Source organism: Daquilactobacillus linshuiensis (assembly GCF_052828685.1).
In genome coordinates, this window is sequence record NZ_CM128255.1 from 1,170,654 (window position 1) to 1,183,294 (window position 12,641).

General features: G+C 29.5%; 12 protein-coding genes. 3 read left to right on the top strand and 9 right to left on the bottom strand.

The genetic code is table 11. The annotated features are described in order from the left end of the window. The first annotated feature begins 173 nt into the window (after nt 1-173). A complete protein-coding gene (helD, locus tag ACUV9F_RS06400; RefSeq protein ID WP_446183444.1) occupies nt 174-2,444 on the top strand; it encodes an RNA polymerase recycling motor HelD in 2,271 nt (756 codons plus the stop codon). A gap of 7 nt (nt 2,445-2,451) precedes the next feature. On the opposite strand, the gene ACUV9F_RS06405 is transcribed toward helD, so the two are convergent. From ACUV9F_RS06405 to ACUV9F_RS06430, 6 genes are all read right to left on the bottom strand, one after another. Then, nucleotides 2,452-3,117, bottom strand: coding sequence for a CPBP family glutamic-type intramembrane protease (locus ACUV9F_RS06405; protein WP_446183445.1), 666 nt, complete (start codon nt 3,115-3,117; stop codon nt 2,452-2,454). A 108-nt stretch (nt 3,118-3,225) separates the two neighbouring features. After that, nucleotides 3,226-4,083: an aldo/keto reductase gene (locus tag ACUV9F_RS06410; protein ID WP_446183446.1), complete on the bottom strand. Its 858-nt coding sequence runs from the start codon at nt 4,081-4,083 to the stop codon at nt 3,226-3,228. Between the two features lie 45 nt (nt 4,084-4,128). Then, the gene (locus ACUV9F_RS06415; protein ID WP_446183447.1) at nt 4,129-4,668 is read right to left on the bottom strand and encodes a DUF1697 domain-containing protein; all 540 of its coding nucleotides are present in this window, start codon (nt 4,666-4,668) and stop codon (nt 4,129-4,131) included. Between the two features lie 2 nt (nt 4,669-4,670). After that, a complete protein-coding gene (locus ACUV9F_RS06420) occupies nt 4,671-5,315 on the bottom strand; it encodes a YdeI/OmpD-associated family protein (RefSeq protein WP_446183448.1) in 645 nt (214 codons plus the stop codon). A gap of 92 nt (nt 5,316-5,407) precedes the next feature. Further along, nucleotides 5,408-7,201 (bottom strand): ABC transporter ATP-binding protein, encoded by a 1,794-nt coding sequence (locus tag ACUV9F_RS06425; protein ID WP_446183449.1) that lies wholly within the window; start codon nt 7,199-7,201, stop codon nt 5,408-5,410. Then, nucleotides 7,201-8,913, bottom strand: a complete 1,713-nt coding sequence (locus ACUV9F_RS06430; RefSeq protein ID WP_446183450.1) for an ABC transporter ATP-binding protein — start codon at nt 8,911-8,913, stop codon at nt 7,201-7,203. The genes ACUV9F_RS06425 and ACUV9F_RS06430 overlap by 1 nt, the downstream gene beginning before the upstream one ends. A gap of 184 nt (nt 8,914-9,097) precedes the next feature. On the opposite strand from ACUV9F_RS06430, the gene ACUV9F_RS06435 reads away from it, so the two are divergent. Next, complete coding sequence (locus ACUV9F_RS06435; protein WP_446183451.1) at nt 9,098-10,039, top strand: glycosyltransferase family 2 protein; 942 nt, start codon at nt 9,098-9,100, stop codon at nt 10,037-10,039. Between the two features lie 12 nt (nt 10,040-10,051). Here ACUV9F_RS06435 and ACUV9F_RS06440 read toward each other — a convergent pair whose 3' ends face one another. Both ACUV9F_RS06440 and ACUV9F_RS06445 read right to left on the bottom strand, forming a co-directional pair. After that, nucleotides 10,052-10,333, bottom strand: a complete 282-nt coding sequence (locus ACUV9F_RS06440; protein ID WP_446183452.1) for a hypothetical protein — start codon at nt 10,331-10,333, stop codon at nt 10,052-10,054. A gap of 73 nt (nt 10,334-10,406) precedes the next feature. Beyond that, a complete protein-coding gene (locus tag ACUV9F_RS06445) occupies nt 10,407-10,712 on the bottom strand; it encodes an iron chaperone (protein WP_446183453.1) in 306 nt (101 codons plus the stop codon). Nucleotides 10,713-10,811: 99 nt separating this feature from the next. Between ACUV9F_RS06445 and ACUV9F_RS06450 the strand changes: the two genes are divergently transcribed. Further along, nucleotides 10,812-11,357 (top strand): cysteine hydrolase family protein, encoded by a 546-nt coding sequence (locus tag ACUV9F_RS06450; protein WP_446183454.1) that lies wholly within the window; start codon nt 10,812-10,814, stop codon nt 11,355-11,357. A gap of 46 nt (nt 11,358-11,403) precedes the next feature. Here ACUV9F_RS06450 and ACUV9F_RS06455 read toward each other — a convergent pair whose 3' ends face one another. Then, on the bottom strand, nt 11,404-12,573 hold the full coding sequence (locus ACUV9F_RS06455; protein ID WP_446183455.1) for an iron-containing alcohol dehydrogenase: 1,170 nt from the start codon (nt 12,571-12,573) through the stop codon (nt 11,404-11,406). Nucleotides 12,574-12,641: the final 68 nt, after the last annotated feature.

Below are 12,641 nucleotides of genomic sequence, written 5' to 3' on the forward strand. Positions count from 1 at the left end.
TATAAAGCACCACCTATATCCATTTCCTAAAACAATATTGGCAAAATTTTCAGAATTCATTTCGCTCTCTGTATCAATTGATTGAATTAGTACTGTAAAAACACTATAATATTCAAGCTGAATTATTAATAGCATAACGGCAACTAAATCTTTTGTCAACAAAGGGGAAGTTAATGGCTAATACGACAAAATCACAAGAGCAAAAACGTGTGGATACAGTTGAAAATATTATTAAGGATCAATTGTTAGAAACAGAAGAAAAAATATCAACCGCAAAAAAACAAACACACGAAATTGAAACTTCATATGGTGCAAATACCCGTGTTAATACTTTAGAAGTTGATGATCAAATGGAAACTAATGCTTCCGTACAACAACAAAAACAGCTTATTTCCATGGCAACAGAAAACGAAACAGTTCTTAATAATAGAAATACACAATTACATGCCCTACAAGGATCCCCTTATTTTGGACGTATTGATGTTGAAGAATCAGAAAAAAAGAATACTTACTATATTGGAACAGGAACACTTCAAGATAAAGACAATAATTTTTTAGTTCATGATTGGCGTGCACCCATTTCTAGTCTTTATTATAATGGTACTCTTGGCAAAGTTAATTATGAACTACCAAATACTACTAAAGAAGCCAATTTAACATTAAAAAGGCAATTTAATATAGTTAATGGAAAAATTAAAAACATGTTTGATACCAACGAGACTGTCGGTGATGAAATACTGCAAAACGCTCTAGGATCAAAAAGTAGCGAATACATGAAAAATATTGTTGCTACAATTCAAAAAGAACAAAATACTATTATAAGAGACACTAGTTCAGATGTACTAATTGTTCAAGGTGCTGCAGGCTCAGGAAAAACTTCCGCAATATTACAACGAGTTGCCTATCTTTTGTATCATAGCCGTTCTCAATTAAATTCAGATAATATGATTTTATTTTCACCCAACAAGCTTTTTAGTAACTACATTTCACAAGTCCTACCCAGTTTAGGTGAAAAGAACATGCGACAAGTAACTCTTGATGACTTTTTATCAAGAAGATTATATGGAATAAAAGTTGAATCGCTTTTTGAAAGATTCGAAAATGACTTAGCTAATATTCCAGAGGAAACAAAGGAGATTCGTAAGTTTAAAGAAAGTTCATCATTTTTTGAAAAAATAAAAAAATATTTTTCAAATAACAATTTGCATTTAGAATTTGAAGATGTTTATTTTGAAGGAGAAATTTTCTTTAGTAGCGAGCATATAAATGAAATTTTTAATTCTTTGAATATTAGACTACCTATTGAACAACGTTATCTTAAAACAAAAAATACTTTGATTAAAGAATTAAAGCACCGCATTAAAACAGATGCTATGCAAGAGTGGGTCCAAGATGAAATTGATAATTTAGATGACATGGATTTTCAACAATTACTAAAAGATAATCATATTGAAGACTCTGAAAAGCAACGAGAATTTTTATCACAAAAGTTCTTAAAAGAAAGATATCGCACTATTTATAACGGTATTTTTAACGATTTTTATTGGGATCCTTACAAAGCATACAGTCAATACTTATTTGACAATCGTCCTGAAAACATAGATGAAACAACTTGGACTATGATGATTGAAACCGTAGTAAACAATATCGAATATCATAAAATCCGATTGAGTGACGCAATTTTTGTACTATTAATACGAGATATCGTTACCGGTACTGGGAAAAATTACAGTATTCAACATTTGTTTGTTGACGAAATGCAAGACTATCCTATTTCAGTATTCAAATATCTTGATTATTCTTTTCCAATCGCAAAATTCACATTGCTTGGAGACTTTTCACAAGATATTTTTGCTTCAACGTACACAAAAAATAATCGATTAGATGAATTACAAAGTATTTTTTCTAATAAAAAAACACAATTAGTAACTCTTAATCAAAGTTATCGTTCAACAGCTTCTATAACTAACTTTGCTAAACAGATTTTACCTAATGGTAATCAAATTAGAACTTTTAGTAGAGATGGAAATAAACCCGAGCTTATTAATTTTGGTAGTGAAAAAAGATATTTACAAAGTTTGCCAGATATTTATAAAAATCTATCTCAAAAAAATGATACTGTTGCAATTTTGACGACTTCGAAAACGAGAGCAAAGTACTTATATGATAAATTAAATACAAGCATCAATGTTTCATTGATAAATGACAATAATCGTAAACTTCATTCAGGTTTATTAATTTTACCGATATATCTTGCTAAAGGATTGGAGTTTGATGCAGTAATTGCTGATAATATTTCTTCAGAGATGAAAAACTTAGATGTATTATATACGATATTTACACGTGCAATGCATGATTTAACTGTTACATGTATTGGAGAAAGTTCTTCAATACTAAATAAAATAGATAAAAACTTGTATATCAAAAAAGCTAACTTTCGTTAGCTTTTTTTTATACAATTAACGTTCCCATAATATTGCTAAATATAATTAATAATAACGTAACCTTAAAGTCTTTAGTTTTACGATAAATTATTGTATATACAATTCCTAATAAGAAGTACAAAATAAATTCTTGATATGTTGTTGTAAGACTAATAACAGCCAAAACAATTCCACTCATTACCATTCCAGAGACATAATTGCTGGTAGTATTTCGCCTCCAAAAATAATTGTACAAGAATACTTGAGAAACCATCATTTGCTGAAACGAAATTATAAATATATTAGCCAACATATTAAAAATTAATACTTTTTGATCTGAGCTTGCATAGTAATCATTATTAAATTTAGGTAAAACACCCTTCAATTGTAAATAAGTTACACCTATTCTAGTAACCCCTATCAAAATAGCCATTATTATAATTAATCCAAATTTTTGAGCCACCGTATCTCTAAAATAAATACGAGATTCTTTTAAAATTATTTGCTCTCTTCCATATCGATGAGACATAATTCGTGACGTAGTAATTCCGAATATAGCAAAGAAAATAGCTAAAAATATATTTAGTCCACTTTTACTAACAGCTGCTTCACGTAAAAAAGTTGTCATTGCTGCAAATAACAACCAAAATATATATCTAAAAAATGTAACACCTTTTGATTCAACATTATTCATATAAATTTACCCACTTTAATATGATTATTATACTTAATCAACTAAGTGGATACTATTGAATTTAAAATAAAATTAAAAAATGAGCTAATTAATTAGCTCATTTTTTAATTAATCAATTTTCTTTTTTGCTGACTCTGCAAGAAATTCTTTATCATCTGGATTTGCAGCAAATCTCTTTCCTGTTTCTAACTTCTTAATTTCAGTCATTTCTTCATCGCTAAGCTCAAAATCAAAAATATCAATATTTTGAGCAAGACGTTCTTTATGAACGGACTTAGGAAAAACAATTGTATTTCTTTGAATGTGCCAACGTAAAATGACTTGTGCTACTGTTTTATTATGACTTTCTGAAATTTTCGTCAAAATAGGATCAGTAAATAGGTCATTTTTACCATGTCCTAGTGGTCCCCAGGCTTCATGGGCAATATTATTTTTTAATAAAAATTCTCTCAACTCATCTTGTTGAAAATATGGATGTGTCTCAACTTGATCAACTGCTGGTACAACATCTGTTTTACTCATTAAGTCTTGTAAATGATGTATTTGAAAATTTGACACACCAATAGATTTAATACGTCCTTCTTTATAAAACTCTTCCATTGCTTTCCAAGTTTCAACATAATTATCTGATGGCCAATGTATTAAATACAAATCTAGATAGTCTAAATCTAGTTTTTTCATAGTTTTTTCAAATGCAGATTTTGTTTCTTCATAACCATGATCTGCATTCCATACTTTTGATGTTATAAATAATTCTTCACGAGCAAGCCCTGATTCCTTGATTGCTTGTCCTAACCATTCTTCATTACCATAATATGCTGCAGTATCTATATGTCTATAACCTGCTTCAAATGCCCAATTAATGGCATCCATAAATTCAGATTTTTCTTGCATTTTATAGACTCCCAATCCAAATTGTGGAATCAATACATCATTATTTAATTTTATATTAGGTATATTTGTCATAATAAATCCCTCCAGTTTAAATCATATTACATAAAAGAAAATTTCTCACTCATTTTGAATTATATCGGACAACTTTTTAGCAGTCTTAATATTTCTAATTGTTATATATTTATATTCTTTTGTTCCTACTATTTTTGACCAACGAGTTTTACTAAATGTTTTAAGTGGTGCCGACCAAAAAATAACATTCTTAAAATAGTCTACCCTTTCAAATTCCGGCTTTCCTTCTCCTATAGACTCCACTATTTCTTTTCCGGAATAAGGTTTTATTACAAAAATAAAATTATTTTTGTCTTCTTTATTCTTTCCAAACCATTCTGGTAAGTTATTCATCATTTCTAAGTAATCATCTGAATTTATACAAAGAGTAAAAATATCACATTCAAATTTTTCTAGTATGATATTATGAATTTCATTTTGAATTTCTACTTCATCTTTATCTGACTCTAAAATAATGTTACCTGTATTTAGATATGTTAATACATTAAAAAAATATCTCTCAAGATTTTCTTTTAATTCTTTCATTGGAATCTTATTTTTACCACCAACATTAATTCCTCTTAATAAAACAATAAATTTTTTCATCTTTATTTTTTTCCTCGTTTATACATGTCTCTTGTTTTATAACCCTTTTGTAAAATACTTATCATTTCCTCAATATGTTTTTTTCTAGTCAATTCAGTTTTTGCACTATATACATATCTTGCCCAATCTTTTTGGTATCCAGGAGTTAGTTTTTCAAACTTATTTTTTATTTCTTCGTTCATTACTTCCATAAGTTTAGGAACATATTTTTCATAGTCTTTAATACGCCCATCTTTTTTATGAACTTCGTGTCTTTTAGTCTTCTTTAAGGCTACAAGTGTAAAGTTATCATCATACTTTATCATCCTATTGAACTTTAATAGACTAGCTTTTGGATATCCATCATCATCAACTTTTAGTGCTGGAAAAATATCATCACGTGGAATATAAGAATCATACAGCTTATTCCCTTTTTTAGCATAGGCAAAAGCTAAGATTCCATTTTCTAATATCAAATTTTTAGCTTTTTCAAAATACGTAACAAACTCATTAATATCTTTTACAAAAATTATCATTAATTCAGTTTTTTCAAAAACATTAATTCTTGCCTTCAGCTGTTTTGATAGACCATCATCTAAAGGATTTATAATAATAGGATCTTTATATTTGTTAAGTTTAAGCTTCTCAATTATTGATTTTTCAGTCATTATTTTCTCCACTTTTTTACAATTATATCATTTTATTTTAATAACTATTGCAACAAAAAAAGCCTAATTCTGTAAGAATTAAGCCTCTTTTTTTATTCAAAAACAAATTGATTATTATACAACTCAGCATAGAATCCATTTTGATTCATTAATTCATCATGATTACCCTCTTCAATAATTTCTCCATTACGAAGAACGATAATTCTATCAGCATTTAATATTGTTTTTAATCGATGAGCAATTACAAAACTTGTTCTACCTTTTATAACATTATTCATTGCCTTTTGAATTCTTGCTTCTGTAACTGTATCAACATTACTTGTTGCTTCATCAAGAATTAATAATGAAGGGTCTGTCAATATAGTTCTGGCAATACTAATTAGTTGTTTTTGACCTGTACTGAATATATTATTTTCTTCACTAACTTCAGTATCATAACCTTTTTCAAGTGTCTCAATAAAGCTATGAATATGTGCTTGCTTTGCAGCTGCTATTATTTCTTCATCAGTTGCATCAGGTTTACCAAAAGCAATATTTTCGCGAATTGTTCCACCAAATAGAACTGATTCTTGAAGAACAATACCAACATGGGATCTCAACGAATCTAAATCGATATCACGAATATCAGTATCATCGAACTTAACTGAACCATTATTCACATCATAAAAGCGATTCATTAAGTTCATAACAGTTGTTTTACCTGAACCAGTAGGTCCAACTAAAGCAATCATCTGTCCTTTATCAACTTCAATATTAACATCTTTTAAAATCGGTTTATCAGGTAAATATTGAAAATCAACATGTTCTAATTTTATGTTATTTTCAACTCCTGCAATTTTCTTTCCGTTTTCTGGATTTACTTCTTCAACTTCGTCAAGCATTTCATCAACACGTCTTGCACCAGTTAATGCCAATTGGATCATGCTATAAGAAGATGCCAATTGTGCAATTTGGTTGTAAAATTGCTGAGAATATTGAACAAATGTAACTACTAATCCTAGCGCAACAGTTTTTTTGATATCTCCATGAACTGCCAACCAACTTCCAAAGAAAATAACAATAGCAGTATTAACAAGTGACATTCCTTGCATTACAGGAAAAATCATTCCTGAATAAATTTGTCCCTTTAAACTTGCTTTTCTAACTTTTTCATTATGAACTTTAAAGCCATCTACTGTTTCTTTTTGTAGTGAATTAGTAATGATTATTTTTTGCCCAGTTATACGTTCATTAATATATCCGTTTAGCTTACCAACTTCATCTTGCTGCAAATCAACATACTTACGAGCTTTCACAATAACAAAAGCAGCTAAAATAATTGATACCGGAACACTAGCAATGGTAACCCAAGCAAGTTGAGAATTTTTTTGAAACATCATTATTAATAATCCAATAATCAATGCAATACCAGTCATTAATTGTGATAATACTTGATTCATCGCATTATAAATATTATCAAGATCCGAAGTAAATCTACTCAAGATATCTCCATCTGAATGACGATCAAAAAATGCAACAGTTAATTTTTGTAACTTTGAAAATAATCCTGTTCTCATTTGATTAGTAGATTTTGCATTAACAATTGATAGAACTATGGATTGTACAAATGTAGCAAGAGCATTAAATACATAAAATAGTAATAACGACCATATTACACTGATAAATGCATCTTTAGAAGCACCACTAGTTGGCAAATGCATTGCTTTTAAATATTGATATTTTCCAGCGTACTTAACAAGTTCATTCAACGCATCACCTATATAAATAGGAGCTTTTACTTGTAAATACACAGCGATAATTGTCATTATAATTGCAACTAGGAAAGAAAACTTATAACGCTTTAAATAACGATAGAAAAACTTCATAGAATTTTTAAATTCAGCCATTATTTATCTCTCCTTCCTTTTTGTGTTTCGAAAATTTCACGATATACATCATTATTTTCTACCAATTCTTTATGATTACCGACACCAACTAATTTACCATCATCCATAACCAAAATTTTATCTGCATTTACAACAGAGGAAATTTTTTCTGCAATAATGACTTTTGTTGTTCCTGTCATTTTATCAAGTGCTTCTTTTACTAATTTTTCAGATTTTGCATCTAAAGCACTTGTTGAATCATCAAGAATTAATACTTTAGGAGTTCCAATAACACCACGAGTAATAGACAAACGTTGTTTTTGTCCACCTGAGAAGTTAGCACTTCTTTCTTCAACAATGTCATCGTATTTTTTAGGTCTAGTTTCAATAAATTCCTCAGATTGAGCAATTTTTGCAGCTTTTTTCATATCTTCAAGAGTTGCATCAGACTTGCCTTGTCTAAGATTATCAGAAATTTTCCCTGAGAATAAAATTGGTTTTTGCAAGATCATTGATACAGAAGAATGGAGATTTTTTTCATTCAAATCTTTTACATCAACTCCACCAACTTTTACAGTACCTTCTTGTGGATCAAATAATCTTGGAATTAATTGTGCAAGAGTTGACTTACCTGAACCTGTTGCACCAACTATTCCTACCATTTCACCTGGATTAATTGAAAATGATATGTTCTTTAAAGTATCATGATCTTCACCGAAATATCTAAAAGTAACATTATCAAATTCAACAGAACCATTAATATCTTTATCTGCTGTATCTTTGAATTTAATATCAGGTTCAGTATTCATTATTTCGTTAATACGTACAATAGAAATAGCCGCACGAGAAGCTCCCATAATCATCATTCCACCCATAATGATTGACATCATTATTTGCATTAAATAATTCATAAATGATGCAATTGCTGCAACAGCTTGTGGGTCTGAATCAACTAGATTCCCTACGAAATAAATTGAAGCTACAATAGCTAAATTAGCTACAAGCATAAATGCAGGAATCATAATTGAAAATAAAACCCCAACAGTTGCTGTGTGGCTTTGTAACTCATCACTTGTGCTTTTAAATTTTTTATCTTGATTATCTTCTTGAACAAAAGATTTTACAATTCTTACTCCCATTAAATTTTCTTTAGCAAGATTGTTTGTTCTATCAATTAATTTTTGAATAGCGCCAAAGTGTTTACCCATTTGTCCAAATGAAATAAACGTAATCACAAATACTAATATGACCAAAACAATAATAATCCACCAAAGACTTGGAATTGAATTCATTGCCAAAATAAAACTTCCAATAAATAAGAAAGGAATTCTAACAATCGTTTGTAAAGTCATCATAATAACATTTTGAACTTGAGTCATATCATTAGTTAATCTAACTGATAAATTACCAGCAGAAAACTTTTCAATATTTCCAAAAGAAAATGTTTGTATTTTTTTAAATGCTGTTTCACGAATATCTGCTGTCATACCTTGTGCAGTACTTGCTGATGCAATAGTATTAACTATTCCAGCAATCAAGCCAACTGAAGCAATAACCAACAAGTAAATACCATAATGGTTAACTTTACTTTGATCTTCTTTCATAATGGCTTCCAATATGTTTTGTAGCAACTTTGGTTGCCATAAGGCGGCAATAACTGAAAAAATAGTTGCTATTATAGAAACAGATAAGACCCCCAAATATGGTCTAATGTGTTGTTTAAGTAAAGACACAAAACCAACTCTTTTCTATTTTAAGATTTGACACATTTATTAGTATCAGAGTTTCCATTCTAATACCACTCAAATTATTTATCAATATTTTTTTAAAGTTTTTTGATACAAAATAATTATTTTTTCAAAAAGCAATTACTACTAATGCTATAATTTAATAAATTACTTATTTGAAGGAGTTATAATGAAACTTTCAGTAATTATTCCTTGCTACAACGAGGAAGTAACAATCCCTATTTTTTATGAAGAAATGCAAAAAATTCAAAGTGAAATAGAATATACTTTTGAATATATTTTTATTAACGATGGATCAAGTGATAATACTATAGAAGAATTAAGAAAATTATCTTCTAAACATGAAAATGTAAGATATATCTCATTTTCTAGAAATTTCGGTAAAGAATCAGCTTTATATGCAGGTTTGCAAGCATCAACTGGCGAATTAGTTACCGTAATGGATGTGGATTTACAAGATCCTCCAGAATTAATACCGGAAATGATTGATCTAATCGAAAATAAGGGCTTTGATTGCGTAACGACAAGAAGAGAAAATCGTGATGGTGAACCCGCTATTAGGAGCTTTTTTGCAAAGAAATTCTATCAACTTATTAACAAAATTTCTGACACTAAGATGACTAATGGTGCTCGAGATTATAGACTAATGACTCGACAGGTGGTTGATTCGATTTTAAGACTTTCAGAAAGCAATCGTTTTTCTAAGGGATTATTTAGTTGGGTCGGATATAAGACAACATTCCTATCGTTTAAAAATAGAGAGCGTGTTGCTGGACAAACTTCTTGGTCATTTTGGAAACTATTAAAATATGCTATAAATGGAATATCAGATTTTTCTGAAGCACCTTTACATATTGCTACTTGGAGTGGAGGATTCTTTTCAACTTTAGCTGGACTAGGAATCGTTTGGATAATTATTCGTAAAATAATATCGCCAGAAATTGCAATTAGTGGATGGTCATCTATCATCTGTTTAATTCTCTTTATTGGTGGTATTCAATTACTATGTCTTGGTATTTTAGGTGAATATATCGGAAAAATCTTCGTTGAAACAAAAAAACGTCCTATTTATATAGTTAAAGAAACAGAAAAAGATAACCCTAATAAATAAGGATTATCTTTTTTAAATTGCAAATGATAATGCAAGTACTGCAACACCCACTAAAAACACAATCATTCCTGTTACTTTTAATACTGTTTTATCGTTATTATTACTCACAAAATAGTCAACTAAATCACCACGTAGCTTAAAGCTTATTAAATAGCCGACAAAAATTATACTAATTCCAAACAATATTAATGCATTTTTTGTAGCATCAACATTTTGAGAATATCCTAATACACCTATTAAAATTATTTCTAAAATTAAAATTGTAAATACAGAGGACTTACTTAACCACTTCAATAAAAAACTCCTTACTTCCACCAAAATGTATCTATATTTTTTTTATTGTTTATATTCCATTCTATTAGCATTTTTAATAACTCATAATTAACGTCGCTATCAAATGGAATTCTAAATAATTTTTTACCACTCTCATAGCCACTTTTTTTATTTCATTTTTAAACTTCTCATTTGCTTTTTCAGCTGAAACTGAGAAATGATTTTTAGCCACACTAAAACCAATAATAAATGTTCCATGATCTGTATACATAGGCTGATTCCATGCAATTCTTGGTTTTAGTTGTGGAAATTCTTTATGTATCCATTTTAAAACATTGGCTATTTTTTCTAAATGTTCTTTATTATCAATCGTCAATAAATATTCATTAAAATCGTCCATTTTCAGCTCCCCGTTGTACAAATTATTATATATCTATTTTCTTGAATAAACTAATAATATCTTATATATTTAACTCAATTAAATCTGAGGAGAAGACTTATGAATAATGAATCTTTATTAATTATAGATTATACAAATGATTTTGTCGCTACAAATGGTGCGTTATCTTGTGGGAAACCTGGTCAAAAACTTGAGCCATACATTATAAATTTAGCTGATTCTGTGAAGAAGAATTCGTTTATATACTTACCAACAGATATTCACGAAAAAAATGACACATTTCATCCTGAATCAAAATTATTTCCTATTCATAATCAAAAAGATACTTGGGGAAGAGAATTTTATGGTGATTTAAATTCTTGGTACAAAAAAAATAATTCAGATTCAATAAAAATTATTGATAAAACTCGTTATAGTTCTTTTGCTGGAACCAATTTAGACATTCTTTTACAAGAAAGAAAAATTGATACATTGCACTTAGTCGGCGTATGTTCAGATATATGTATTTTACATACAGCTGTTGATGCATACAATCTAGGATACAAATTAATAATCCATAAAGAAGGAATAGCAACTTTTACAAAAAATGGTCAAGAATGGTCATTAGAACATTTCAAAAACTCTCTTGGTGCAACAATAGTTTAAAAAAACAGCCAATGGCTGTTTTTTTTGATATTTCGCTACCGTTTTTTTATTTTGCGTCATAAGCTTGTTGGAATAACTCAACAATTTGTTCTTTGCTAGCTTTTCTTGGATTTGAAAATGCATTTCCATCTTTCAATGCATTTTCTGCCATTATCTCAAAATCTTTAGGATCTGCTCCTATGTCTTTTATACTTCGAGGTATTCCTACATCATCATTCATCTTTTGCATTGCTTCAATAGCTTTATCTGCAGCATCACGAGTTGATAATCCATCAATATTTTCACCCATTGCTACTGCTAAATCTGCAAATCTATCTGGACAAGCAATTATATTAAATCTTTCTACAATAGGTAATAAAATTGCACAGCATACCCCATGTGGAGCATCATATTGACCACCAAGTTGATGTGCCATAGCATGTACATAGCCAAGATCAGCATTATTAAATGCCATTCCTCCCAACATTTCTGCTTCTACCATCTTTGTTCGTGCTTCTAAGTTTTGACCATTAGCAACTGCTTGTCTTAAACTTTGTTCAACCAATTTAATTGCCTGAATACACTGTCCATCTGTTATATCGTTTCTATTTGTTGAAACATATGGTTCAATTGCTTGAACAAAAGTATCCATACCAGTTGCAGCAGTTAATTTAGGTGGTACATTAAGCATTAATTTGGGGTCATTAAACGAAACAAGCGGAACATTTCGCCAAGACACTACTACAAATTTAAGATGTGTTTGTTCATTAGTAATTACACAGTGTCTAGTTAATTCTGATGCAGTTCCTGCAGTTGTATTCACCGCAATAAGTGGGGGCAAAGCATTCTTCAGTGTTTCAATACCAGCCAATTTAGTGATGTCATCACCATTTGTCAAAATGATACCAGCACCTTTACCGGTATCATGTGCAGAGCCACCTCCAACAGTGATAATTCCATCACAGCTATTCTCTAAATAAATTTCTTTTGCTTCTTTAATGTTTCTAACTTTAGGGTTGGGCTCTACTCCATTATAGATAACATACTGTACATTTGATTCTTTCAATGAATTAATGGTCTGCTCAACGGGACCATTTTCCATTTTTTCTAAAAATGAGTCTGTTATAACTAGTGCCTTACTTATATTTACCATTTTGGCACGATCACCAATTTTTTCAATTACTCCTGAACCAAAAAAATTGACACTTGGCATTAAGAAATCAAAATTTTCTTTCATATTTATTCCCTTCCTTTCTTTATATTGTTAATATTATCACTAATTAAAACGCTTACATCGGACAAAAG

Coding starts and splice junctions, on each gene's coding strand:
- helD (WP_446183444.1), top strand. CDS start 174: ATGGCTAATACGACAAAATCACAAGAGCAAAAACGTGTGGATACAGTT.
- ACUV9F_RS06405 (WP_446183445.1), bottom strand. CDS start 3,117: ATGAATAATGTTGAATCAAAAGGTGTTACATTTTTTAGATATATATTT.
- ACUV9F_RS06410 (WP_446183446.1), bottom strand. CDS start 4,083: ATGACAAATATACCTAATATAAAATTAAATAATGATGTATTGATTCCA.
- ACUV9F_RS06415 (WP_446183447.1), bottom strand. CDS start 4,668: ATGAAAAAATTTATTGTTTTATTAAGAGGAATTAATGTTGGTGGTAAA.
- ACUV9F_RS06420 (WP_446183448.1), bottom strand. CDS start 5,315: ATGACTGAAAAATCAATAATTGAGAAGCTTAAACTTAACAAATATAAA.
- ACUV9F_RS06425 (WP_446183449.1), bottom strand. CDS start 7,201: ATGGCTGAATTTAAAAATTCTATGAAGTTTTTCTATCGTTATTTAAAG.
- ACUV9F_RS06435 (WP_446183451.1), top strand. CDS start 9,098: ATGAAACTTTCAGTAATTATTCCTTGCTACAACGAGGAAGTAACAATC.
- ACUV9F_RS06445 (WP_446183453.1), bottom strand. CDS start 10,712: ATGGACGATTTTAATGAATATTTATTGACGATTGATAATAAAGAACAT.
- ACUV9F_RS06450 (WP_446183454.1), top strand. CDS start 10,812: ATGAATAATGAATCTTTATTAATTATAGATTATACAAATGATTTTGTC.
- ACUV9F_RS06455 (WP_446183455.1), bottom strand. CDS start 12,573: ATGAAAGAAAATTTTGATTTCTTAATGCCAAGTGTCAATTTTTTTGGT.